The organism is Pseudoxanthomonas sp. J35, assembly GCF_000513995.1.
In the GTDB taxonomy this organism is placed as follows: Bacteria; Pseudomonadota; Gammaproteobacteria; order Xanthomonadales; family Xanthomonadaceae; genus Pseudoxanthomonas.
The window spans coordinates 23,250-44,535 of the sequence record NZ_AZVB01000026.1 but is presented as its reverse complement, the minus strand read 5'-3'; the positions used below and the strand labels follow the sequence as shown (position 1 = coordinate 44,535).

The 21,286-nt window shown below is 70.7% G+C and carries 26 protein-coding genes; 9 read left to right on the top strand and 17 right to left on the bottom strand.

All coding sequences use genetic code 11. From position 1 onward, the window contains the following. A partial coding sequence (locus PSEJ35_RS17515) for a transposase (RefSeq protein ID WP_028918009.1) occupies positions 1–289 on the top strand: 289 nt, incomplete at its 5' end. Between the two features lie 52 nt (positions 290–341). Here PSEJ35_RS17515 and PSEJ35_RS0113155 read toward each other — a convergent pair. The 3 genes from PSEJ35_RS0113155 to PSEJ35_RS0113145 all read right to left on the bottom strand — a co-directional run bounded on the left by PSEJ35_RS0113155 (position 342) and on the right by PSEJ35_RS0113145 (position 4,660). Continuing rightward, entirely contained in the window at positions 342–2,318 is a 1,977-nt protein-coding gene (locus tag PSEJ35_RS0113155; protein WP_028918204.1) for a M2 family metallopeptidase, read from the bottom strand. A 33-nt stretch (positions 2,319–2,351) separates the two neighbouring features. Beyond that, positions 2,352–3,995, bottom strand: a complete 1,644-nt coding sequence (locus PSEJ35_RS16265) for a phosphoethanolamine--lipid A transferase (RefSeq protein WP_156924818.1) — start codon at positions 3,993–3,995, stop codon at positions 2,352–2,354. A 65-nt stretch (positions 3,996–4,060) separates the two neighbouring features. Continuing rightward, positions 4,061–4,660 (bottom strand): phosphatase PAP2 family protein, encoded by a 600-nt coding sequence (locus tag PSEJ35_RS0113145; protein WP_231497027.1) that lies wholly within the window; start codon positions 4,658–4,660, stop codon positions 4,061–4,063. Positions 4,661–4,978: 318 nt separating this feature from the next. On the opposite strand from PSEJ35_RS0113145, the gene PSEJ35_RS0113140 reads away from it, so the two are divergent. Together PSEJ35_RS0113140 and PSEJ35_RS0113135 are read left to right on the top strand one after the other, a co-directional pair. Further along, the gene (locus tag PSEJ35_RS0113140) at positions 4,979–5,674 is read left to right on the top strand and encodes a response regulator transcription factor (protein WP_028918202.1); all 696 of its coding nucleotides are present in this window, start codon (positions 4,979–4,981) and stop codon (positions 5,672–5,674) included. Continuing rightward, positions 5,667–6,974 carry a HAMP domain-containing sensor histidine kinase gene (locus PSEJ35_RS0113135; RefSeq protein ID WP_028918201.1) on the top strand — a complete coding sequence of 436 codons (1,308 nt, stop codon included), beginning with the start codon at positions 5,667–5,669 and terminating at the stop codon, positions 6,972–6,974. Before PSEJ35_RS0113140 ends, PSEJ35_RS0113135 begins: the two co-directional genes overlap by 8 nt. A 122-nt stretch (positions 6,975–7,096) precedes the next feature. Here PSEJ35_RS0113135 and PSEJ35_RS0113130 read toward each other — a convergent pair whose 3' ends face one another. The 5 genes from PSEJ35_RS0113130 to PSEJ35_RS0113110 form a co-directional block, all read right to left on the bottom strand. Beyond that, positions 7,097–7,576, bottom strand: coding sequence for a hypothetical protein (locus PSEJ35_RS0113130; RefSeq protein ID WP_028918200.1), 480 nt, complete (start codon positions 7,574–7,576; stop codon positions 7,097–7,099). Between the two features lie 138 nt (positions 7,577–7,714). After that, positions 7,715–7,972 (bottom strand): cell division topological specificity factor MinE, encoded by a 258-nt coding sequence (gene minE, locus PSEJ35_RS0113125; protein ID WP_028918199.1) that lies wholly within the window; start codon positions 7,970–7,972, stop codon positions 7,715–7,717. A gap of 2 nt (positions 7,973–7,974) precedes the next feature. After that, entirely contained in the window at positions 7,975–8,784 is an 810-nt protein-coding gene (gene minD, locus PSEJ35_RS0113120) for a septum site-determining protein MinD (protein ID WP_028918198.1), read from the bottom strand. A gap of 70 nt (positions 8,785–8,854) precedes the next feature. Beyond that, the gene (gene minC / locus PSEJ35_RS0113115) at positions 8,855–9,619 is read right to left on the bottom strand and encodes a septum site-determining protein MinC (RefSeq protein WP_028918197.1); all 765 of its coding nucleotides are present in this window, start codon (positions 9,617–9,619) and stop codon (positions 8,855–8,857) included. A 7-nt stretch (positions 9,620–9,626) separates the two neighbouring features. Continuing rightward, positions 9,627–10,226, bottom strand: coding sequence for a GNAT family N-acetyltransferase (locus tag PSEJ35_RS0113110; RefSeq protein WP_028918196.1), 600 nt, complete (start codon positions 10,224–10,226; stop codon positions 9,627–9,629). Positions 10,227–10,454: 228 nt separating this feature from the next. Between PSEJ35_RS0113110 and PSEJ35_RS0113105 the strand changes: the two genes are divergently transcribed. The 5 genes from PSEJ35_RS0113105 to PSEJ35_RS0113085 all read left to right on the top strand — a co-directional run bounded on the left by PSEJ35_RS0113105 (position 10,455) and on the right by PSEJ35_RS0113085 (position 14,925). Next, entirely contained in the window at positions 10,455–11,654 is a 1,200-nt protein-coding gene (locus tag PSEJ35_RS0113105; protein WP_028918195.1) for a sensor histidine kinase, read from the top strand. Continuing rightward, positions 11,651–12,292, top strand: a complete 642-nt coding sequence (locus PSEJ35_RS0113100; protein ID WP_028918194.1) for a response regulator transcription factor — start codon at positions 11,651–11,653, stop codon at positions 12,290–12,292. Before PSEJ35_RS0113105 ends, PSEJ35_RS0113100 begins: the two co-directional genes overlap by 4 nt. A gap of 291 nt (positions 12,293–12,583) precedes the next feature. Beyond that, entirely contained in the window at positions 12,584–13,747 is a 1,164-nt protein-coding gene (locus tag PSEJ35_RS0113095; protein ID WP_028918193.1) for a polyketide cyclase, read from the top strand. A gap of 120 nt (positions 13,748–13,867) precedes the next feature. Next, entirely contained in the window at positions 13,868–14,248 is a 381-nt protein-coding gene (locus tag PSEJ35_RS0113090; protein WP_232207667.1) for a DUF423 domain-containing protein, read from the top strand. Positions 14,249–14,250: 2 nt separating this feature from the next. Next, positions 14,251–14,925 (top strand): DNA-3-methyladenine glycosylase, encoded by a 675-nt coding sequence (locus tag PSEJ35_RS0113085; RefSeq protein WP_028918191.1) that lies wholly within the window; start codon positions 14,251–14,253, stop codon positions 14,923–14,925. Between the two features lie 7 nt (positions 14,926–14,932). On the opposite strand, the gene PSEJ35_RS0113080 is transcribed toward PSEJ35_RS0113085, so the two are convergent. The 9 genes from PSEJ35_RS0113080 to PSEJ35_RS0113040 all read right to left on the bottom strand — a co-directional run bounded on the left by PSEJ35_RS0113080 (position 14,933) and on the right by PSEJ35_RS0113040 (position 19,435). After that, entirely contained in the window at positions 14,933–15,475 is a 543-nt protein-coding gene (locus tag PSEJ35_RS0113080; protein ID WP_028918190.1) for a cytochrome b, read from the bottom strand. A 66-nt stretch (positions 15,476–15,541) separates the two neighbouring features. After that, the gene (locus PSEJ35_RS0113075) at positions 15,542–16,372 is read right to left on the bottom strand and encodes a M15 family metallopeptidase (protein WP_028918189.1); all 831 of its coding nucleotides are present in this window, start codon (positions 16,370–16,372) and stop codon (positions 15,542–15,544) included. A 9-nt stretch (positions 16,373–16,381) separates the two neighbouring features. Beyond that, on the bottom strand, positions 16,382–16,975 hold the full coding sequence (locus PSEJ35_RS16715; RefSeq protein ID WP_051412684.1) for a hypothetical protein: 594 nt from the start codon (positions 16,973–16,975) through the stop codon (positions 16,382–16,384). Further along, entirely contained in the window at positions 16,972–17,790 is an 819-nt protein-coding gene (locus PSEJ35_RS0113065) for a CPBP family intramembrane glutamic endopeptidase (protein ID WP_051412683.1), read from the bottom strand. The genes PSEJ35_RS16715 and PSEJ35_RS0113065 overlap by 4 nt, the downstream gene beginning before the upstream one ends. Before the next feature lie 8 nt (positions 17,791–17,798). After that, entirely contained in the window at positions 17,799–17,921 is a 123-nt protein-coding gene (locus tag PSEJ35_RS17770) for a hypothetical protein (protein ID WP_255326749.1), read from the bottom strand. Positions 17,922–17,935: 14 nt separating this feature from the next. Beyond that, a complete protein-coding gene (locus PSEJ35_RS0113055; protein WP_028918187.1) occupies positions 17,936–18,115 on the bottom strand; it encodes a DUF4177 domain-containing protein in 180 nt (59 codons plus the stop codon). Further along, positions 18,112–18,291 carry a hypothetical protein gene (locus tag PSEJ35_RS0113050; RefSeq protein WP_028918186.1) on the bottom strand — a complete coding sequence of 60 codons (180 nt, stop codon included), beginning with the start codon at positions 18,289–18,291 and terminating at the stop codon, positions 18,112–18,114. Before PSEJ35_RS0113050 ends, PSEJ35_RS0113055 begins: the two co-directional genes overlap by 4 nt. Beyond that, positions 18,288–18,572 (bottom strand): hypothetical protein, encoded by a 285-nt coding sequence (locus PSEJ35_RS0113045; protein WP_028918185.1) that lies wholly within the window; start codon positions 18,570–18,572, stop codon positions 18,288–18,290. The genes PSEJ35_RS0113050 and PSEJ35_RS0113045 overlap by 4 nt, the downstream gene beginning before the upstream one ends. Further along, positions 18,572–19,435: an SPFH domain-containing protein gene (locus tag PSEJ35_RS0113040; protein ID WP_028918184.1), complete on the bottom strand. Its 864-nt coding sequence runs from the start codon at positions 19,433–19,435 to the stop codon at positions 18,572–18,574. The genes PSEJ35_RS0113045 and PSEJ35_RS0113040 overlap by 1 nt, the downstream gene beginning before the upstream one ends. Before the next feature lie 629 nt (positions 19,436–20,064). Here PSEJ35_RS0113040 and purT point away from each other — a divergent pair. Next, the gene (purT, locus tag PSEJ35_RS0113035) at positions 20,065–21,267 is read left to right on the top strand and encodes a formate-dependent phosphoribosylglycinamide formyltransferase (RefSeq protein ID WP_028918183.1); all 1,203 of its coding nucleotides are present in this window, start codon (positions 20,065–20,067) and stop codon (positions 21,265–21,267) included. The last annotated feature ends 19 nt before the right edge of the window (positions 21,268–21,286 follow it).

Below are 21,286 nucleotides of genomic sequence, written 5' to 3'. Positions count from 1 at the left end.
CCTCAAACAGTTGTGGCGATATCGCAGCCGCGCCTGGGCGTTACGCGCCTGGAAGCAGTGGAAGCGCCGGGCCCTGCGCAGCGGGCTGGAGCCGCTGAAGATCTTCGTCCGGCGCCTGGAGCCCTACCTGCCCGGCATCCTGGCCCACTGCCGGTGGCCGCTGGGCACCAACCTGGTCGAGGGCATCAACAACAAGATCAAGGTCATCAAGCGCATGGCCTACGGCTTCCGCGATGACGCCTACTTCTTCCTCAAGATCCGGGCGGCCTTCCCCGGAGTTGGGAGATGAACCAAAGAAAAAGGCCCGCGAGACGAACCTCGCGGGCCCTGGTCCTGGAACGTCAGCCCTGTTTGGCAGGGGCCGGCGCGGCGGCGGCCGGCGCCTCCCAGCCGCACTGGCGGCCCTGGTTCTGCTGCTTCAGCCACTCCTGCAGCGGCGCGAAGTACTCGAGCACCGCGCCGCCGTCGATCTGCTCGCTGCCGGTCAGCTCCTTGAGCGTGGCCTGCCACGGCTGGCTGGCGCCGCGCGCGAGCATCGCCTGGAACTTCCTGCCGGCCTCGGGGTTGCCGTAGAACGTGCACTGGTACAGCGGGCCGGTGTGCCCGGCGGCCTCGCACAGCGACTTGTAGAACTGGAACTGCAGCAGGTGCGCCAGGAAGTAGCGCGTGTACGGGGTGTTGCCCGGCACGTGGTACTTGGCGCCCGGATCGAAGAACTCCTCGCCGCGCGCGCCGGCCGGGGCCACGCCCTGGTACTTGGCCTTCAGCTGCCACCAGGCGGCGTTGTAGTTGTCCGGGGTGATGGAGCCGTCGAACACGCCCCAGCGCCAGCGGTCGATCATCAGGCCGAACGGCAGGAACGCGACCTTGGCCAGGGCCATGCGCATCTGCTCGTTGATCAGCGCCTCCCGGGTCTGCTGCTGCGCGTTGACCAGGCCGATCGATTCCAGGTACTTCGGCGTCATCGCCAGCACGATGGTGTCGCCGATGGCCTCGTGGAAGCCGTCGTTGGCGCCGTTCTGGAACAGCGGCGGCTGCGGGTTGTAGGCCAGGTCGTAGTAGAGGTGGCCCAGCTCGTGGTAGAGCGTGGTGAACTCTTCCTCGTTCGGCTTGATGCACATCTTGATGCGCACGTCGCCTTCCATGTCCATGTCCCAGGCGCTGGCGTGGCAGACCACGTCGCGGTCCAGCGGCTTGATGAACTGGCTGCGTTCCCAGAAGGTCTTCGGCAGTTCCGGCATGCCCAGCGACACGTAGAAGTCCTGCGCGCGCTCGGTCATCTTCTTCGCGATCGCCAGCCGTGCCTCGCGCTCGGCCTCGAAGCTGGCGCGGGCATCCGGGTTGGCGCCACGCTTCTGCTGCGCCGCGCGCAGTTCCTGCTGGTACTGCTTCTCCAGCGCGGCGGTGATGTCCAGGTCGCCGGCGCCCGGGTAGGGCTGCAGCATGTCCCAGAGGTTGCCCCAGTCCTGCTGCCACATGTTGCCGGTCAGGTGCGCCGGCAGCAGGCCGCCGGCGACCTGGCCCTTCTCCACGCCGTAGGTCTGCTGCAGCTTGTCGCGGGTGTAACAGTGCAGCTGCTCGTACAGCGGCCGGACCTGCTCCCACAGGCGGTCGGTCTCGGCGGCGAACGCGTCCGGGTCCATGTCGTAGGCGCTGCGCCACATCGCGCCGGCGTTGGCGTAGCCCTGCTCGCGGGCGCCTTCGTTGACCAGCTCGACGAAGCGGGCGTAGTCGTTGCGCATCGAAATGGCGATGGAGTGCCAGCCCTGCCAGGCGTCGAGCTGGGCGTCGTAGTCGCGGCTGGAGCGCAGCACGTCCTCGAGGTCGCCGAGCTGGCGGCAGTTCTTCGCGTCGCCTTCGCCGGTGCAATAGGTGCCGGCGCCGTACGCGCCTTCCATGCGGGTGGCGATAGTGGTCAGCTCGCCGAGCTTGGCCGGGTCCTTCGGTGCCGGCATCGGCGTCTGCAGCTTGAGCAGGGCCAGGGTGCGGCGGCTGTCCTCGGACATCGGCTGGCCTTCGAACTTCGCGGCCTGCTCGATCCAGGAATTGAGCTTGGTCAGGGCGCGCTCGTTGGCCTTGGCGGCCACGCGCTGGCTGTCCTCGTTGATGTAGGTCTGCGAGAGCCACTGCGCGGAGGTCTGCTCCGGCATGTCGGCCTTGAACTCGGCGTTGATGCGGGCGACGAACTCGTCGGCGGTCTCGGTGCCGGCCTTGCCGGAGGTACCGGTTTCACCCGGCGAGGCTTCCTTCTTGCAGGCGGACAGGGAGAGCACGCCCGCGGCGATGGCGAGCGGCAGCAGGAGATGGCGGTGTTTCACGTGGGACCCCGGGTGGATTGCAGTCCCGGGAGGCTAGTGGCTCGGGCCCGGCCCCGCAACCTGGCGCGGCGCCGCGGCGGCCACGAGGCCTTGCGGGTCCTGCACGCACCCGGCGGACAGGTCCTGCGCGGGATCGTAGAGGGCGGTGCGGACCTGCATCAGGCCGAGCACGGACGAGAACAGCTTGTCGTGGTCCGCCGGCCGGGTGGCGCGCTCGCGCAGGCATGCCAGATCGAGCCCGCGGTGGGCGGCGAAGCCTGCCGAGAACCACATCACCATCGGTACCCGGGTCTGCTGCTCGGGTGCGATCGCCCGCGGCATCCCGTGCAGGTACAGGCCCTTCTCGCCCAGCGATTCGCCGTGGTCGGACAGGTAGATCATCGCCGTGTCGTAGTCCTCCATGCTGCCGAGCGTGTCGACCAGGCGGGCGAGCACGTGGTCGGCGTAGAGCACCGCGTTGTCGTAGCTGTTGACGATCTGTTCGCGGCTGCACCTCCCGAGGTCGGCGCTGTCGCAGGTTGGCGTGTAGCGGCGGAACGCGGGTGGATAGCGTTCGAAGTAGCTGGGGCCGTGGTTGCCGAGCGGGTGCAGCACCACCACGCGGTCGCCCTGGCGGGCGCGGACCCGCTCGGGGAGGCGGTCGAGCAGGATCTCGTCCAGGCAGCGGCCGCCGGCGCACAGCGAAGGATCGGTGGCGTCGTCGAGGCGGTCGGTTTCCAGGCCCTCGCATACGCCCTTGCAGCCGGACTGGTTGTCGCGCCACAGCGTCGCCACGCCGGCATGCTCGAGCACGTGCAGCAGCGACTGGTGGCCACGGATGCGTGCCTCGTCGTAGCCACGGCGGCCCCACGGCGAGAACATGCACGGCAGCGAGATCTCGGTGGCGGTCCCGCAGGCCTGCACGTCGGGGAAGTTGAGCACGCCGATCCGCTGCAGTTCGGGGGTGGTCTGGCGCGCGTAACCATTCAGGCCCCAGTTCTCCGCACGCACGGTTTCGCCGACCACGATCACCAGCAGGCGCGGGCGCGCGCCAGCCGCGCGCGGGATGGCGCGTGCATCCAGGCCGATCGGGGCCTTCGCCTCGTGCCGGACCGGACCGTCGCCCTGCAGGGCGCGCGGCAGTCCGACCAGGATGTTGGCGGGGGTGGCCAGGTAGCGCACCTCGCGGTGGCCGCGCAGCAGCGAGGACACGTCCTGCGGCGCGAGCAGGGCGCCGGCGGCGATCGCGGCCAGCGTCACCAGCAGGAAGCCGGCGCGACGCAGCAGCGCGCACGGCAGGCGGTACGCCCTCAACCGCACCCGCCACAGCAACCACAGCGCTGGCATCGCCAGCGCAGACGGCCACAGCAGCGAGGCGGTGAGCAGTTCGCCGGACTCCTTGACGTCGGTAGCGAGCACGTTGCGCAGCATGTCCACGTCCAGGTAGATGTGGTAGCGGCCCATGTAATGCGCCGCCGCCAGCGCCATCGGCACGAGCACGGAGACCACGACGCGCGCGTTCCAGCGCCACGCCAGCAGTCCCAGCAGCAGCCCGTGGACTCCCGCCAGCAGCAGCAACAGCGCGGCCGCGAAGCGCACGCTGCCCGGGTGCACGGCCAGCGCATCGCGCCAGAACACGCCGTTGCAGGCCACGACGAAGAAGAGGGTCGTCCAGGCCAGCAGCGCCTCGGTCGACATCGACGGGCGCCAGTGCCGCCACGCGGTCCGGGCCGGCAGGGCCGGGCGACGCAGGATCCAGGTGCTCACGCGTGCGGTACCCCTGCTTGGGCGCGCGCGGCGCAGGCCTGGAAGACGGCGAACAGGCCCAGTGAAACCAGCCAGCACACGGCCAGCGTGGCCACGTCATGCGAGGCGAAATGCGCGCCACGCAGCTGCTGGGCCAGGCCGAACGCCAGGCCGGCCCCCAGCCCCACGGCCAGCCCGTGCCAGCGCCAGCGTGGCCGGCCCAGCAGGGCGGCGAAGTAGAGCGCGACCCACGCGTAGCCGGCGCTGGCATGGCCCGCCGGGTAGCAACCACCATGCGTCGCGCCCGCCGCAGTCGCGCCGTAGCGTGCGAGGTCCCAGGGGCAGTCGAGCGGGGACACCTGCTTGAGCAGCGACACCGTGCCGCTGCCAAGGGCGACGGCGAGCAGCAGGTACAGCAGAGGCTGGCGTAGCGACGTCCGCCCGGGGCGGCGGCGTGCATGCAGGTACAGGGCGATCACGCCGAGCCAGGCCAGCGCGCTGGCTACCTTGCCGCCGCGGTGGATCAGCTCGCTGGTCAGCCAGTGCCCGCGCAACGCCCAGCGACCGCCTTCGAGGTGGAACAGCAGGTCGGCCAGCCAGCGGTCGCCACCTTGCATCAGCAGGGCGCTGGCAAGCGCCGCGGCAAGCAGCGGCCAGGCCAGGTGACCGAGCAGGAAGCCACGGGGCAGCGGCGGGACGCAGGGGCGATCGGGTGCGGGTGTGACGGACCGGGGACTCATGGGGGGCGCTGCTGGAAAGGCGCGCCCATGCTGGTGGCCCGGCTGTCGGAGAGGGGTCGGAACCAGGTTGCCCCGCGGTTAAGCGCGGGGCCGCGTTCACGCGGCCGACGGGAACGGCCGATGCCGCTGCCATTTCCGACCGGATTCCGACATCCGCGGGTTTACCATGGGGCCTCGCAACGCAGGACACCTGGCATGCGCCTGCTGGTGATCGAGGACAACCGGCAACTGGTGGCAAACCTGTTCGAATACTTCGAAGCGCGCGGCCATGTGCTCGACGCGGCTCCGGACGGCGCTACCGGGCTGCACCTGGCGACCAGCCAGGCCTACGACGCGCTGGTCGTGGACTGGATGCTGCCGCGCATGGACGGGGCGGAAGTGCTGCGCCGGCTGCGCCAGCAGCACCATTGCGAGACCCCCGCGATCATGCTCACCGCGCGCGACGAACTGCCGGACAAGATCGCCGGCTTCCGCGCCGGCGCCGACGACTACCTGACCAAGCCCTTCGACCTGCCGGAGCTGGAGATCCGCCTGGAGGCGCTGCTGCTGCGCGCGCATGGCCGCGCGCAGCGGAAGGTGCTGCAGGTGGAGGACCTGGTGCTGGACCTGTCGACCCTGGAGGCGCGCCGCGGCGGCCGCCTGCTGCACCTGTATCCGGCCTGCCGCAAGCTGCTGGAGACGCTGATGCGCGCAAGCCCGGCGGCGGTCAGCCGCGGCGAACTGGAGTATTCGCTGTGGGGCGACGAGCCGCCCGAGGGCGACCTGCTGCGCTCGCACGTGTACGAGCTGCGTCGCGTCGTCGACGGCCCGTTCGAACGCAAGCTGATCCAGACCCTGCCGCGGGTCGGCTATCGCCTCGCGGCCGTGGCCGGGGAGCGGCTGGATGGTTGAAGCCGCGCGCCGGGCAAAGTCGCTGCGCCGGCGCATGGTGGCGTGGCTGCTGGCGTTCTCGGCGCTGATCTCGGTGCTGGTGTTCGCGGTCGGCACCCATGTCCACGAGCATGCCGAGCACGCGGCCTGGCGGGCGCTGCTGCGCTCGGAGCTGGCCGCGATCGAGGAACACAGTGCGCGCGATCCGTCCTACCGCTGGCAGGATTCGGACACCCTGCGCCTGTTCCGCCTCGACGGCAGCCAGCCGGTGCCGGAGGGCCTGCGCGGGCTGCACGACGGATTGCACGACAACGTCCACCTCGACGGGCGGCTTAGCGTGGTGATGATCCGTCCAAGCCAGCGCTTCGGCCGGCTGGCACTGGCACTCGACATCGAGGACTTCCACGAACTGGAATCCTTCGCCGAGCGTTCCGCGGTGCTGGCCGGAGCGGTATTGATCGTGGTCGCCGGCCTGGCCGCCTGGCTGGGTGTGGGACGCCTGGTCCGGCCCCTGGCCCTGTTCGCCGACGACATCGGCCGCCTGCGCGCCGGTGCGCAGGCGCAGCGGGTAGAAGTGCCGGCGGGCGGCAGTTCCGAGCTCTACGTGATCGCCGATGCGCTCAACGCCTACCTGAAGCGCAACGACCAGTTCGTGCAGCGCGAGCGCGTCTTCATCACCACCGCCAGCCACGAGCTGCGCACGCCGGTGGCGGTGATCGTCGGCGCCGCCGGCCTGGCCCTGGACAACCCGGAGCTGCCGCCAATGGCGCGGCAGCAGTTGCAGCGGGTCCTGCACACCGCCCAAGGCGTGGAGCAGCTGATCCAGCTGCTGCTGGTGCTGGCGCGGGACCCGCGGCGCCTGCCCGCGCTGTCCGAACGGATCGAGCTGGACCAGGTGGTGCGGCAGGTCGTGGACGACCATGCCCACCTGCTGGGCGACAAGCAGTTGGCCATCGAGTTCGGCGCGTTGTCGCCGTGCGTGATCCTCGCCCCGCCGGGGGTGGTGGAGGCGGCGATCGGCAACCTCCTGCGCAATGCGGTCGAGAACAGCGACCGCGGAGTGGTACGGGTGTCGCTGACGGCCGATGCGGTGGCGACGATCGAGGACCCGGGCCATGGCATGGCGCCCGAGGAAATCAGCACGATCCACGCCCGCCTGGCCCGGGCGGGAGGCGAGGGCCAGGCACCCGGGATCGGGCTGGAGTTGATCGCGCGGCTGTGCGAGCACCTGGGCTGGAAGTTGGCGTTCGCGCCCCGGCAGCCGCAAGGTACGGAGGCGACCCTCGACCTGGGCCGCTCGCGGCCCCGCGAAGGCGCCTGAGCCGGCGATTCGTCCCGTAGAGCGGGGCTTGCCCCGCTGCTTTCCGCGCGGCCTGGGACCAGGCGTGGGAGCCTCGTAGCCCGGGTAAGCGCAGCGCACCCGGAGTGTGGGGGCATGGGATGTCAGGCGAGGGGCAGCAGCCCGTGCTCGGCCAGCCACTGCTGCGCGTCGTCCGCGTCCTGCTCGAACCACGCCCTGGTCGAACCCAGCCGGTACGTGTAACCCCACGCATCCATGTCCGCCATCAGCCGTTCGCTGCCGACGCCGGGCAGCTGGCCGGCGAGGACGATCTGCAGGTAGCAGGTGGCGTCCTCCTCGGGCACCGAATCGGTGGCGTCGGTGTGGACCTGGGCGCGGCGCTCGGGCGGCAGCACGATCAGGTGGCAGGCCTCGTGCAGCATCGAGTGCACCGGGGTGTCACCGCGCACGTAGACGGTGCTGCCGATGATCCCGGCCTCCGGTTCGCCCCAGTAGCTGCCGGGGATCGGTGCGCCGGCCGGCACCTGCTCGAGCACCAGGTCGTAGCGGGCGAGCAGGGCGGCCGCGTCGGCCACGGAGATGTCGTCCAGGCGGAGGACGGTGGAGGGATCGGGAGCGGTCATCGGTGCGTCAGGCGCGGGCGCAGGGCGAACATGGGAAGTCGCGGGCCGCCCGGCACCACGCGATGCACGGCAGGTGCCTGCGCGTTCCTGCCGGTCAGGGAACAGGCGGGCACGCTGGCGCGTCCCCGCCGGGCCAGGTCAGTTGGCCGGGCCTTCCGGCAGGGCCACCGAGATGTCGAGCACGTCGTGGTCGCCGTCCTTGATCAGGTCGACCTTGACCGCGTCCACGTCGACGTTGACGTACTTCTTGATCACCTCCAGCAGTTCCCGCCGCAGCAGCGGCAGGTAGTCCGGGGCGCCGCGGCTGCTGCGCTCCTGGGCGATGATGATCTGCAGGCGGTTCTTGGCCGTCTCGGCGGTGTTCTTCTTGGACTTCAGGAAGTCGAACAGGCCCATGCTCAACCTCCGAACAACTTGCTGAAGAAGCCCTTCTTCTCCAGGGTGGTGAAGCGCATCGGACGGTCCTCCCCGAGCAGGCGGGCGACCGCGTCGTCGTAGGCCTGGCCGGCCTCCGATTCGGTCTCCAGGATCACCGGCTCGCCCTTGTTGGAGGCGTTGAGCACGTCGGTCGACTCGGGGATCACGCCCAGCGCCTTCAGGCCCAGCACCTCCTCCACGTCGGCGATGCTCAGCATCTCGCCGCTGGCCACGCGCGCCGGGCTGTAGCGGGTCAGCAGCAGGTGCGCCGGCAGCGGTTCGCCGGCTTCGGCGTGGCGGGTCTTGGAGTCGAGCAGGCCGATGATGCGGTCGGAGTCGCGCACCGAGGACACTTCCGGGTTGACCACGACCACCGCCTTGTCGGCGAAGTACATGGCCAGGAACGCGCCCTTCTCGATGCCGGCCGGCGAGTCGCAGACGATGTATTCGAAGCCGTCGGCGGCCAGGTCCTTGAGCACCTTCTCCACGCCTTCCTTGGTCAGGGCGTCCTTGTCGCGGGTCTGCGAGGCGGCCAGCACGTAGAGGTTGTCGAAGCGCTTGTCCTTGATCAGCGCCTGCTTCAGCGTGGCCTCGCCGTGGACGACGTTGACGAAGTCGTAAACCACGCGGCGCTCGCAGCCCATGATCAGGTCGAGGTTGCGCAGGCCGACGTCGAAGTCGATCACCGCGGTCTTGTGGCCGCGCTTGGCCAGGCCGATGGCGATGCTCGCGCTGGAGGTGGTCTTGCCGACGCCGCCCTTGCCGGAAGTGACTACGATGATTTCAGCCAATGGATGTCTCCTGCGTGCTGCGTGCGGGGTATGCGCGCCAGGCGTCGTCGCCGGCGCGCCGGGGGAATGGTCAGTCGAGCGCGGCCAGCTTGAGCTGGCCGTTGTCCAGCCACACCTGCACTGCCTTGCCGCGCAGGGTTTCGGGGATATCGTCCAGCACCTTGTAGTGGCCGGCAATGGCCACCAGCTCGGCGTGGAATTCGCGGCAGAAGATCCGCGCGTCGGTGTTGCCCTGGGCGCCGGCGAGGGCGCGGCCGCGCAGGCTGCCGTAGACGTGGATCGAACCGTCGGAGATCACCTCGGCGCCGGCGCCGACCGTGGACAGCACGGTCAGGTCGCAGCCCTCGGCGTACAGCTGCTGGCCGGAACGCACCGCGGCCTTCTGCATGCGGCCCGGGGCGCGCGGCTTGTCCGGTGCCGGGGCAGGGCGGGCGGCCGCGCGCGGGGCGGGGGCCGGTTCGCGCGCCGGCGGCGGGGCAGCCGGCGCCGGTTCGCTGCGCTCGTACTGGGCACGGAACTTGGCCAGCACCGGCAGGCCCAGGGCCTCGGCCAGGGCGTCATTGTCGCGGGTGCCGTAGGCCAGCGCCACCGGCAGCACGCCGGCGCCGCGCAGGCCGTCGATCAGGGCGCGGGCGGTGTCCACGTCCGGGGTCTTCGCCAGGCCGCCGAAGTCGACGATCAACGCGGCGCGGCCGAACAGCTTCGGCGCGCGCTCGACCCGCTCGCGCATCTCGCGCACGAGCTGGTCCACGTCGAGGTTGCGGATGCGCAGGTTGGCGATGCCGACCTGGCCGATCTTCAGTTCGCCCGCCTGTTCGTAGTCGTTCGCTGCCAGGGCCACGTCAGGTACCCGTCGCACGGCTGGCGCGCGGCTGGCGCTGGTGGCGGGGGCGGCCGACCCAGGGCAGGTCGGGGAGGTTGTCGCCGTAGGTCTCGCGGACCCACGGGTAACTGCACAGTTCCTTGATCATCATGCTCGCGCGGACATCGACGTCGGGCATCAGGTTCTGCCCGGCCTCGTGGAAGCCGAAGCTGCCGTGGAACAGCAGCGCCGGGTCGGCGCCGTGGTCGAGGAAGACCTCGCAGCACAGCAGCGGGTAGCGCAGCTCGGCGTAGCTCTGCACGTCGGCATAGAACGCGCGGCCGACGCCGCCGCCGCGGCGGCGGCTGGCGACCACGATGCGGTCGATGTAGAAGAAGTGGGGGTAGCGCTCCTTGAACCAGGCGAAGTTGCTGCTGTCGTGGTCGCTGTCGCTGCCGAAACCGACCAGGAAGCCCGCCAGGTTGCCGTCGCGTTCGGCCACGCGGAAGTACTCGGCCTCGTCGTAGAACCGGCGCAGCCTGGCCTGGTCCAGCGGGAGGATCGCCGAACCGGCGTTGTTGTTGAGCGCCAGGATCGAATCCAGCTCGTGTTCGCGCACGTCGCGGATGACGATGGACATGGGGTGAAGCCGACTCCAGTGGGGCGATGCGGGCCAGCGGCGCGGCCGTCCCGGATTATCGCACGAGGTTCCGGCCACGGGCAGGCCCGCGGCGGCCGGATTGCTTGACAAGGCCGGGCTTGTGGGCCACGTTCGCCGCATCCACAGGGGATGCGAGGCTCCCGGCCACGAGCGGGCCATGGCTTCCTGCACATGTGCGCCATGGCACCAATGCACGAGCGTTCCGCGATGCTGGGAAGACTGAGCCACACCAATCTGCTGCGCTACGCCGGCCTGTACACCTGGGCCCTGGTGGGGCTGCCGATCATCCTTAACATCTGGTTCCTGCCCCCGTCGCGCGGGGTGGACGGCAACGGCGTGCACGTGCCGATGACCGCGCTGACCTATTTCGGGTTCGGCGCCTGCTACTGGCTGGCGACCAGCTCGCTGGGCAGCGGCGGCCGCCGCGAGGTGGCCTGGCACGCCGTGCTGCTGCTGGCGATGAACGCCGCGGCCATCGGCGTGGGCTTCTATACCCAGACCGGCCTGGGCGCGGTGCTGCTGATGATCATGGCCGGGGTGCTGCCCTGGCTGGCCGGGATCCGGGTCGCGGTGCTGTGGCTGGTGGCCGCGCACGTGGCCCTGGTGCCCTCGTTCATGGCCCGGGACGACTTCAATTTCTGGGAATCCCTGCTGCAGTCGCTGTTCTACGTGGGGTTCTCGGCCTTCGTGATGACCACCGCCTACGTCGCCCGCCAGCAGGCCCAGGCCCGCGACGAGCAGCGCCGGCTCAACGCCGAACTGCGCGCCACCCGCGCGCTGCTGGCCGAGAGCGCCCGGGTCAACGAGCGCACCCGCATCTCCCGCGAGCTGCACGACCTGCTCGGCCACCACCTGACCGCGCTGAGCCTGAATCTGGAAGTGGCCAGCCACATGACCGAGGGCCGGGCCCAGGAGCACGTGCGCCAGGCCCATACCCTGGCCAAGCTGCTGCTGACCGACGTGCGCGAGGCGGTCAGCCAGCTGCGCGACGCCAGCGGCGGCATCGACCTGGCCGCGGCCTTGCAGCCGCTGGCCGACCACGTGCCCTCGCTGGACATCACCCTCGACGTGCAGTCGCCGCTGGCCGTGGACGACCCCGAACGGGCCCACGTGATGCTGCGCTGCACCCAGGAAATCATCACCAACGCCGTGCGCCACGCCGGTGCCCGCCACCTCAGGATCCGGGTCTGGCGCGAGCCGGGCGCGCTGATGCTGGACGCCCAGGACGACGGCCGGGGCGCCGATGGCCTGGTCCCGGGCAACGGCCTGCGCGGGATGCGCGAACGCATCCAGCAGTGCGGCGGTACCCTCGAGATCCAGACCCGGCGCGGCGAAGGTTTCCGCCTGCGCCTGTCCATTCCCGTTACGACGCCGGTGCTGCCGGCCATCGAAGGAGCCTTGCCATGATCCGTGTCTGCCTGGTCGACGACCAGACCCTGGTCCGCCAGGGCATCCGTTCCCTGCTGGCCCTGGACGGGGGCATCGAGGTGGTCGCCGAGGCCGGCGACGGCCGCCAGGCGGTCGAGCTGATCCCGCAGGTGAAGCCGGACGTGGTGCTGATGGACATGCGCATGCCCGCGATGTCCGGCCTGGAGGCGCTGCAGGTGCTGTCGCGCCAGGACCAGTTGCCGCCGACCATCATCCTCACCACCTTCGACGACGACCAGCTGGTGCTGGCCGGGCTCAAGGCCGGGGCCAAGGGCTACCTGCTCAAGGACGTGTCCCTGGAGCAGCTGGTCGGGGCCATCCGCACCGTGGCCGAGGGCGGTTCGCTGGTGCAGCCGGCGGTGACCCAGCGCCTGCTGTCGGGCCTGGAGCACATGCGCAACGAATTCGTCAGCCTGGACCGCCCGGACCCGCTGACCGACCGCGAGACCGAGATCCTGCGCCTGATGGCGTCGGGCTTCTCCAACAAGGAGATCGCCAATTCGCTGGGCGTGGCCGAAGGCACGATCAAGAACCACGTTTCCAACATTCTCAGCAAACTCGGCGTGCGCGACCGCACCCGCGCGGTGCTGAAGGCCTTCGAGCTGCAGCTGGTCTGAGTCGTCGCGAAACTGAACCACTGCCGCACGGCCCACGCGGAAACCCGCGTGGATCAGGCGTTTTCGCGCCGCACGGCGGCCATGCGCTACCGTCTGGCGGCCACGCCCTCCAGCACCGGAACCGCCGTCGCGCCGTGGTGTCCATGGAGGACACCCGGCCGTTCCGGTTGTAAGAATTCCGTTCACCCCACGCCTCGGTGGCCTGCTTGGCTGCGCGCAGGCGGCGAAGCCTGCTAGGATTCGCGGCTCGCCTTGTCAATTTGCCGTGGATCGGCCCCGGAGACCCCCTGCATGACCCGCCTTATCGAGTTCCTGATCGCCCTGGGCATCGTGGCTGTTCTGGCCCTGGTGGTTGGCGTTGTACTTCCGTCCCACCGCCATATCTCCGAGAGCGTCGAGACCAACCGCAAGATGACCATCGTGTACGACACGGTGAACAACCTGCGCCGCTTCAAGGACTGGAACCCGCTGGTCCTGCGTGACCCGAAGGTCCAGCTCAACGTCTCCGGCGCCAGCGAAGGCGTGGGCGCGCGCCTGGACTACGCCTCGAACGAGGGCCACATCGGCAAGGGCAGCTGGGAGATCGTCGAGAGCGTCCCCAACGAGAAGGTCGTGATCAAGGTCGAGGACGAGCGCCGCGGTCACAACAAGACCGTGCAGTTCCTGCTGGAGCCGACTGGCAAGAACAACCGCAACGTCAAGATCACCCAGACCTACGACGTCGACTACGGCTGGGACCTGATCGGCCGCTACGCCGGCCTGTACGTCAGCCGCCACGTCGGCGACGACATCAAGCTGGGCCTGAGCCGCATGAGCAACATGCTGGCCACGGTGCCCAACTTCGACTACCGCGCCGAGGGCGTGCCGCTGCGCGACCTGAAGATCGTCGATGTCCCGGCCGAGGACCTGCTGGTGGTCAACGCCGGCAACGTCGACCGCAACAACGACGCGATCAAGCAGTCGATCAAGAACAACCAGGAGTGGATCAAGCGCACCATGGAGGCCAACAACCTCGAGGCCGCCGGCCCGGTGCGCATCATCACCACCGACTTCGGCGCCGAGAAGTACGCCTTCGACGTGGCCATCCCGGTCCGCCGCAAGGGTTCGGCCCCGGCTCCGGCCGCGGCTGCCCCGGCCGAAGGCGAGGGCGAGGAAGCCAAGGAAGAGGCGGCGAAGGGTCCGTTCCCGCTGGTCGCCGCCGATGGCGAGCCGCTGACCGTCAAGATCCCGGACGGCGCCCCGGTCCAGTACGTCCGCACCCAGCCGCGGCGCGCCGCGTTCGGTTCCTACACCGGCTATATGGCCGAGCTGGACGCGGTCCGCAACTCGGTCCGCGCCTGGGCCCTGACCCACGGCTACGAGGTCACCGATCGTCCGTTCGAGATCTGGAAGGGCGGCGTGGACAAGTCGTTCACCGCCGACGGCACCTACGACGTCTACTGGGCGATCAAGTAAGACCTGCGATCCGGCGCTGGCCGGGCCGCAACCGGGATCTGCGGATCCCCGCGAAAGCGCCGCGCAAGCGGCGCTTTTTCGTTTAGGCTCGCTGCGGTTGCAACATCGGGAGTATCCGTGGTGTCGGAGCAGGGCAAGCAGGCGGTGGCAGGGAGCGCGGGTGCGTGGCTGGTGGCCGCCGGCGCGGTGCTGGCGGCGCTGGCGATCGCCCTGTCGGCCTATGCCGCGCACGGCGTGGCCGACGCGCACGCGCGCGGCAACCTGCAGACCGCCAGCCTCTACGCCTTCGGGCACGGCGCGGTGCTGGCGGTGCTCGGCGGTACCGCGCGCGGGCTGCGCCTGGCTGCGCTGGCCGGGCTGCTGCTGGGCACGCTGCTGTTCGCCGGCAGCGTCGCCGGTGGCGCGCTGCTGGGCTGGCCGACGCGGCTGGCGCCGTTCGGCGGCACCGTGCTGATGGCCAGCTGGCTGCTGCTGGCCGTGGCCGCGCTGCGGAGGCGCTGACGATGCCGCGCCATGCCCGTGGATTCGACGTCGAGGCCGCGCACGCGCACCTGCTGCGGCGCGACCGCAGGCTCGGCGCCTGGATGAAGAAGCTGGGCCCGCTGCCGGCCGAGCCGCGCTGGCGCAAGCCGTTCGATCCGGTCGACGCGCTGGCGCGGGCGATCCTGTTCCAGCAGTTGTCGGGCAAGGCCGCCTCCACCATCGTCGGCCGGGTCGAGGCGGCGATCGGCAGCAGGCGCCTGCACCACGACACCCTGGGCCGGGTCGACGACGCGACCCTGCGCGCCTGCGGCGTGTCCGGCAACAAGACCCTGGCGCTGCGCGACCTGGCCGCGCGCGAGGCCCGCGGCGAGATCCCGGACCTGCGGCGCATGTCGACCATGCACGAGGACGAGATCGTCGCCGCGCTGGTGCCGATCCGCGGCATCGGCCGCTGGACGGTGGAGATGATGCTGATGTTCCGCCTCGGCCGCCCCGACGTGCTGCCGGTGGACGACCTGGGCATCCGCAAGGGCGCGCAGCTGGTCGACCGGCTGGAAGCCATGCCCACGCCGAAAGAACTGGCCGCCCGCGGCGAGGCGTGGGGGCCTTACCGCACCTACGCCAGCCTCTACCTGTGGCGCATCGCCGACTTCGCCACGGCGGCGAAGACGCCGACCAACCGTTCGCAGGACTGAGCGCGGCTCAGCCGCGCAGCGACATCCGCAGCAGGGTGTCGTCGTGGCGCACGTGGTGGTGGTAGATCGCGGCGAGTGCGTGCAGGCCGACCAGCCAGTAGCCGGCGGTGGCGATGCCCTCGTGCCAGGTCTCCAGGGTTTCGGCCAGGCCCGGTTGCGCGCCGATCAGCGGCGGCAGCTGCCAGCCGCCGATCGCCGGTGCGGTGCCCTCGGCGTTGAGCAGCAGGTAGCCGAGCACCGGCATCGCCAGCATCAGCCCGTACAGCGACAGCGCCACGGCCCTGGCCAGCAGCAGTTGCCACAGCGGCGGCTCGGGCAGGATCGGCGGGGTCCTGCCGGCGATGCGCAGGCCCAGCCGCAGCCAGGTCAGGACGAACACCGACATGCCGAGGAAGTAGTGCGCGGTCTTCATCGCCGCGCGTTCGGCGCTGCCGCGCGGGAAGACGCCGCGCAGTTCCATCGTCGCGTAGACGGCGACCAGCAACAGCAGGGTGAGCCAGTGCAGGGCGATGACGCCGCGGGGATAGCGGCCGTGGGCGAGGGTGGACATGTGGCACTCCGGCGGGGCGGATGCGGGGAGTGTCCGCCTGTGTCGCGCGCTTGCCATTGATCCGGGTCAAGACGGACGCGGGCTGTCCCAGCGGCTGAAGCGCCAGTGCCAGGGCTCGTAGACGATGCCGTGCGGGTTGTCGCGCGGGTAGCTCATCGCGAAGCCGTGCGCGGCGGCGTGCTCGCGCAGCCAGGCGAAGGCGGGCGTGGCCTCGAACGATGCCTCGGCCGGGGGCTCGCCCGGCGTGCCGATGTCCAGCGCGTCGCCGCCGTGGTGTTCGCTGTAGCCGGGCGCGGCGTTGACCTGCAGGATCTGCGCCATGCTTTGCCCGCGTGCCAGCTTCCGCTCGAAGATGCCCAGCTGGTAGTCGTGGCTGCGGTAGCCGGAGATCGCCTCGAGCGTCACGCCATCGGCCGCGGCGGCGGCGCGCATCGCCTGCCAGGCGCGCGCGGCCGCCGGACGCAGCCACAGCGGGCGGCGGTAGCGGTCGAAGCCGGCCAGCAGCAGCCAGTCCGGCTCGGCGACCAGGGCCAGCCCGGTGCGCGTGGCGTAGCCGTCGTCCAGGCCCAGCGCCTCCAGGCGCTCGCGCAGGCCGTGCAGCGGCAGCTCGCCCGGCGGCGGGGGCGGGCCCCGGCGCGGGCCTTCCTGCGTCTCCAGCAGGTCCAGCGCCTTGTCGATACCCGCTTCGTCCGCCAGCCGCGGCACCAGCGGCATCAGTCCACCGTCGAGCGCAGCGGCCAGGTAGCGGCCGTCGCGCTTGCGGCGCAGCACGGTGCGGGCGCGCGCCAGCAGGCGGGCGTCGCCATTGCTGCGCGCACGCAGCAGCGGTGCCGGCCACAGTTCGATGGCCGGGGTGTTGAGCAGGCGGGCGTGCAGCGGAGCGAGGTTGGTGCGCATCGGGCCAGCTTAGCCACGCCTGGCGGTGGCGGCCAGCTCGCGCAGGCGGGCCAGCACGGCGTGCGGATCGCGCGGTTCCAGCAGCAGGTCGCGCCTGCCGTTGCCCGGCAGCCACAGCTTGCGCCGGCCCTCGGCGATGGCGACGAAGGTGCGGCGGCGGTTGCGCAGCAGGAACCAGCCGCTGTGGAAGCCGGGGATCGAGAAGCCGTTGGTCTTCAGCATGGGCTTGAGTTCGGTGTGCTCGTCCAGGTCGACCACGCGCGCCTGGTCCAGCTTCAGTTCCTGCAGCGGCACCTGGCAGCGGTAGAAGCTGGAGCGCACGTCGACGCCGGCCGCCGACAGCTGCAGCGACTGCCGCCGCATCATCCGCGCCAGCAGCCACCACAGGCCGCCGCAGAGCACGGCAAGGCCGCCGAGGGTGAGGACGATGGTCAGCGGCAGGCTGCCGGCGATCAGCTTCAGTTCGCCGCCGCCCTGCACCGCGAAGGCAAGCGCGATGGCGGTGATGGCCAGCGGCAGGACGAAGCCCAGGAGGAACAGCCAGGTGCCGGCGCGCGGGCCGGCCGGGGCCAGTTGCAGGCGGGGATCGGTGGTCGAGGTCATGGCAGGTGGACGGGTTGGAGCAGGGGCGCGATGGCGTGCAGGACGATGTCGGCGCTGAAGTGGGCGAGCATCGCCATCTCGATGCCGCGCTTCCAGTACAGCCAGCCGAAGGCGACGCCGGCGATGCCGTTGAGCAGCAGGGTGCGCGCGACCACGACGGGCTCCAGGCCCCAGACCTTGGCCGCCGCCGGCAGGTGGCCGGCGCCGAACAGCACGGCGGCGGCCACGATCGCGGCCCAGTACACCCAGGCCGGTGGCTGGTGCTTCGACACCCGCGCCACGATCCACACCAGCAGGGTCATCAGGAACAGGCGCAGCATCAGTTCCTCGGCGATGCCGCCGTAGAACGAGGCGAGGAAGCCGTTGAGCGCCGTGCCGCCGGCCCCGGCCTGCGCCGGCGGATGCAGCATCGGCGGCATGGCGCGGTCGACCAGCGGCGCCAGGACCAGGATGGCGATGCCGGCGGCGAGGCCGACAAGCACCGCCAGCAGAGGCCGCAGCCGCGCCCAGTCGGGACGCCGCCGCGCGACCATCCAGGCATGCAGCAGCGGGCTGCCGAGCCCGATGCGCTGGCCCATGCGCAGGCCCAGCCAGGCCATCGCCGCGCAGAACACCGCCGCCTGCGCGCCCTGCGCCGCGGCGATGATCCACAGCGGCAGCGGGATCTTCGCGAACGCCTCCGGCATCAGCTGCGCGGCGTAGGGGATCACCGCCGCGCCGGCCAGCCCGGCCAGCACGCCGTACACGCCGGCGACTTTCAGGTCTTGCAGTGCGCTGGCCGGCGCGGACGCGCCGTTCGCCGTCGTCGTGGCCATGGCGAGCCTCAGTGCGTGGCCAGCCAGAGTCCGCCCGCCAGCGCCAGCAGCGACAGCAGGCCCAGCGCGGGGGCGACGAGGCGGGCGTGGCGGCCGCTGCGCCGTTCGATCATGCGGATCACATGGACCATGGCGCGCTCCTCCTTCAGTCCGGGCGCTTGAACACCGCCATCAGCGGCATCATCGGCGCGTGCGTGATGATGTTGACGAGCTCCCAGCCCAGCTGTCCCTGGCGGGAGAGGGCTTCCTGCACTTCCTGGAGCTTGAAGCCGCTCAGCACGGTCGGCTTGATCTCCACCACGTGGTATTGCCAGCGCGTGCTCATGCGTCGTTCTCCTTCTTCCCGCCGGGCTTGGGCAGCCGGCCAGCCTTGCGCAGCGCGTCGCGCAGCACGTACTCGATCTGCGCGTTGAGGCTGCGCAGCTCGTCGTCGGCCCAGCGCTGCGCCGCCGCCAGCACTTCGGCGTTGATCCGCAGCGGGTAGGCCTTCTTCTCGCTCATTGCCGCGTATCCCGGTCGCCGCGCTTCATGTGCATCACCAGCGAAACCGCCAGTGCGTTGACCGCCACCACCATCGCGACCACCACCACGGTGGCGGCGGTGCGGTCGCCGCCGGCGAAGTACAGGCCGATGGCGCCGCCGAAGATCGCCAGCGAGGCCAGCGCCCAGCGCAGGGCGATGCCGCGGGCGTAGGGACCGCGGGCATCGCGCGCGTACCACGCGGCGATGCCCACGGCCGGCAGTCCGGTCAGCGCCAGCAGCAGGGGAGCCAACGCCTCCATCAGTAGATCGACCCGGCGTTGAGGACCGGCTGCATGCCGCGGTCGCCGCACAGCACGACCAGCAGGTTGCTGACCATCTGCGCCTTGCGCTCCTCGTCCAGCTGCACGACGTCGTTCTTCTGCAGCTCCTCCAGGGCCATCTCGACCATGCCCACCGCACCGGCGACGATCCGCGTGCGGGCTGCGATCACCGCGTTGGCCTGCTGGCGCTGCAGCATGGCCTGGGCGATTTCCGGCGCGTAGGCCAGATGGCTGATGCGCGCCTCGATCACCTCGACGCCGGCCCGGCCCAGGCGTTCGGCGATCTGCACCTGCAGGTGCTCGGAGATCTCCTGCGGGTGGCTGCGCAGCGCGACCTGGCCGTCGTCATGCTGGTCATAGGGATAGCTGGAGGCCATCGCCCGCAGCGCCGCCTCGGACTGGATGTGGACGAAGCTCTCGTAGTCGTCGACGTTGAACACCGCCTCGGCCGCGTCCACCACCTGCCACACGATCACCGCGGCGATCTCGATCGGGCTGCCGTCCAGGTCGTTGACCTTGAGCCGGCCGCTCTCGAAATTGCGCACGCGCTGGCTGACCTTGCGCTTGGCGTAGAAGGGGTTGTTCCAGCGCAGGCCGGCTTCCTTGACCGTGCCGACGTACTTGCCGAACAGGCTCAGCACGGCGGCCTGGTTGGGCTGGATCGAGTAGAGGCCGATGATGGCGAAGACGGTCAGGATGGCCAGCACGACCGAGGTGGCGATCCTCGGGGCGGAGGCCTGCTCCATGCCGGTGAAGAACAGCCACGCCGTGGACGCAGCGGCGAGCAGGACCGCGATGAGGACGGGGATACCGGGAAGCGAACGGATCGGAAGCTCTTTCATGGCGGGTCTCCTGGGTGCAGGACGAAGATATCAATTTGATATCAGACGTCAAGTGCCCCCGGGACATCCCCTCCCCCGAGAGGGCAGGCGCGAGGGGGCGCCGTCGGACGGTCCCGATCGCGAGGGCGGCTAGGGTTCGATCGCGCAGCGGGGGCGCCAGCTCCGGGGGTATGGCGCATCGGCTGGTTCCGCCATCCATGGTTCCAACAGCCGACCGCAGGCCATCCATGGCCTGCTTGCGCCGCGCCGGGAATGAGCTCGGGCGCTGGCCATGCCTGGCGCGTCGCCACGCGCCGGCCTTCCAACCGCATCGTCCAGCCACACGCTTCTGCATACCCCGCGCTACCGCGTCTTCGGGGGCGTTCCGGTCGTGGCTTCGTTCTTTGCTCCCCCGCCGCCTTGGGGGGCTGATGGGTGCCGCGTCTTCCTGTAGAGCGGGGCTTGCCCCGCTGCGTCGCGTGCGACGGCAGTCGGTAGCCCGGATAAGCGAAGCGCATCCGGGGGCCGGTACGCGGGGGTATGCCGCAACAGCACATGCTGGCGTGGCCTGCACCGCTGCTCTTCGCGGCGACGGCAGCGGGGCAGGCCCCGCTCTACAATGGTGGGCCCATTGCCTTGCGAAGCCCGCCATGGTCCGGATCGGAACCCCGCTGTCTCCCCATGCCACCCGCGTCCTGCTGCTCGGATCGGGCGAACTGGGCAAGGAAGTGGCGATCGAGCTGCAGCGCCTGGGCGTGGAAGTGGTCGCCGCCGACCGCTATGCCGATGCCCCGGCCATGCACGTGGCCCATCGCAGCCACGTCGTCGACATGCTCGACACCTTCGCCCTGCGCGAACTCATCGCCCTGGAGAAGCCGGACCTGATCGTCCCGGAGATCGAGGCGATCCACACCGAGACCCTGGTCGAGCTGGAACGCGAGCACGGCCTGCGCGTCATCCCGACCGCGCGCGCCGCGCGCCTGACCATGGACCGCGAAGGCATCCGCCGCCTTGCCGCCGAGACCCTCGGCCTGCCGACCTCGCCGTACCGCTTCGTCGATACCGAGGAGGAGTACCGCGAGGCCATCGCCGCCATCGGCCTGCCGTGCGTGGTCAAGCCGGTGATGTCGTCGTCGGGCAAGGGCCAGAGCACCGTGCGCCACGCCGAGGAGATCGGCGCCGCCTGGGAGTACGCCCAGACCGGCGGCCGCGCCGGCGCCGGCCGCTGCATCGTCGAGGGGTTCGTCGACTTCGACTACGAGATCACCCTGTTGACCGTGCGCCACGCCGGCGGCACCAGCTTCTGCGAACCGATCGGCCACCTGCAGCGTGACGGCGACTACCGCGAGAGCTGGCAGCCGCAGCCGATGTCGCCGCTGGCGCTGCAGCGCGCCCAGGAAATCGCCCGCGCCGTCACCGGCGACCTCGGCGGCTGGGGCGTGTTCGGCGTCGAGCTGTTCGTGAAGGGCGACCAGGTGTGGTTCTCGGAAGTGTCGCCGCGCCCGCACGACACCGGCCTGGTCACCCTGGTCTCGCAGGAACTGAGCGAGTTCGCCCTGCATGCGCGCGCCATCCTCGGCCTGCCGGTCGGCGCCGGCGAAGGCGGGGTGGTGCCGCAGAGCGGCCCGTCGGCCTCGTGCGCGCTGCTGGCCTACGGCCACGGCGTGCCGGTGTTCTCGAACGTCGAAGCGGCGCTGCAGGCACCGACCACGGCGCTGCGCCTGTTCGGCAAGCCGCGCGTGGAAGGGCATCGCCGCGTCGGCGTCACCCTGGCGCGGGCGGCCGACGTGGACGCCGCGCGCGCCATCGCCCGCGAGGCGGCGGAAGCGATCAGGATCGACGTGATGCCCTGACGGGCACACGCGATCCAGC

What these genes read in the sequence shown, in the direction of transcription:
- PSEJ35_RS16265 (WP_156924818.1), bottom strand. Translation starts at nt 3,995, where the DNA reads ATGTCGACCGAGGCGCTGCTGGCCTGGACGACCCTCTTCTTCGTCGTG.
- PSEJ35_RS0113145 (WP_231497027.1), bottom strand. Translation starts at nt 4,660, where the DNA reads ATGCAAGGTGGCGACCGCTGGCTGGCCGACCTGCTGTTCCACCTCGAA.
- PSEJ35_RS0113140 (WP_028918202.1), top strand. Translation starts at nt 4,979, where the DNA reads ATGCGCCTGCTGGTGATCGAGGACAACCGGCAACTGGTGGCAAACCTG.
- PSEJ35_RS0113135 (WP_028918201.1), top strand. Translation starts at nt 5,667, where the DNA reads ATGGTTGAAGCCGCGCGCCGGGCAAAGTCGCTGCGCCGGCGCATGGTG.
- PSEJ35_RS0113130 (WP_028918200.1), bottom strand. Translation starts at nt 7,576, where the DNA reads ATGACCGCTCCCGATCCCTCCACCGTCCTCCGCCTGGACGACATCTCC.
- minE (WP_028918199.1), bottom strand. Translation starts at nt 7,972, where the DNA reads ATGGGCCTGTTCGACTTCCTGAAGTCCAAGAAGAACACCGCCGAGACG.
- PSEJ35_RS0113110 (WP_028918196.1), bottom strand. Translation starts at nt 10,226, where the DNA reads ATGTCCATCGTCATCCGCGACGTGCGCGAACACGAGCTGGATTCGATC.
- PSEJ35_RS0113105 (WP_028918195.1), top strand. Translation starts at nt 10,455, where the DNA reads ATGCTGGGAAGACTGAGCCACACCAATCTGCTGCGCTACGCCGGCCTG.
- PSEJ35_RS0113100 (WP_028918194.1), top strand. Translation starts at nt 11,651, where the DNA reads ATGATCCGTGTCTGCCTGGTCGACGACCAGACCCTGGTCCGCCAGGGC.
- PSEJ35_RS0113095 (WP_028918193.1), top strand. Translation starts at nt 12,584, where the DNA reads ATGACCCGCCTTATCGAGTTCCTGATCGCCCTGGGCATCGTGGCTGTT.
- PSEJ35_RS0113085 (WP_028918191.1), top strand. Translation starts at nt 14,251, where the DNA reads ATGCCGCGCCATGCCCGTGGATTCGACGTCGAGGCCGCGCACGCGCAC.
- PSEJ35_RS0113080 (WP_028918190.1), bottom strand. Translation starts at nt 15,475, where the DNA reads ATGTCCACCCTCGCCCACGGCCGCTATCCCCGCGGCGTCATCGCCCTG.
- PSEJ35_RS0113075 (WP_028918189.1), bottom strand. Translation starts at nt 16,372, where the DNA reads ATGCGCACCAACCTCGCTCCGCTGCACGCCCGCCTGCTCAACACCCCG.
- PSEJ35_RS16715 (WP_051412684.1), bottom strand. Translation starts at nt 16,975, where the DNA reads ATGACCTCGACCACCGATCCCCGCCTGCAACTGGCCCCGGCCGGCCCG.
- PSEJ35_RS0113065 (WP_051412683.1), bottom strand. Translation starts at nt 17,790, where the DNA reads ATGGCCACGACGACGGCGAACGGCGCGTCCGCGCCGGCCAGCGCACTG.
- PSEJ35_RS17770 (WP_255326749.1), bottom strand. Translation starts at nt 17,921, where the DNA reads ATGGTCCATGTGATCCGCATGATCGAACGGCGCAGCGGCCGCCACGCC.
- PSEJ35_RS0113055 (WP_028918187.1), bottom strand. Translation starts at nt 18,115, where the DNA reads ATGAGCACGCGCTGGCAATACCACGTGGTGGAGATCAAGCCGACCGTG.
- PSEJ35_RS0113050 (WP_028918186.1), bottom strand. Translation starts at nt 18,291, where the DNA reads ATGAGCGAGAAGAAGGCCTACCCGCTGCGGATCAACGCCGAAGTGCTG.
- PSEJ35_RS0113045 (WP_028918185.1), bottom strand. Translation starts at nt 18,572, where the DNA reads ATGGAGGCGTTGGCTCCCCTGCTGCTGGCGCTGACCGGACTGCCGGCC.
- PSEJ35_RS0113040 (WP_028918184.1), bottom strand. Translation starts at nt 19,435, where the DNA reads ATGAAAGAGCTTCCGATCCGTTCGCTTCCCGGTATCCCCGTCCTCATC.
- purT (WP_028918183.1), top strand. Translation starts at nt 20,065, where the DNA reads ATGGTCCGGATCGGAACCCCGCTGTCTCCCCATGCCACCCGCGTCCTG.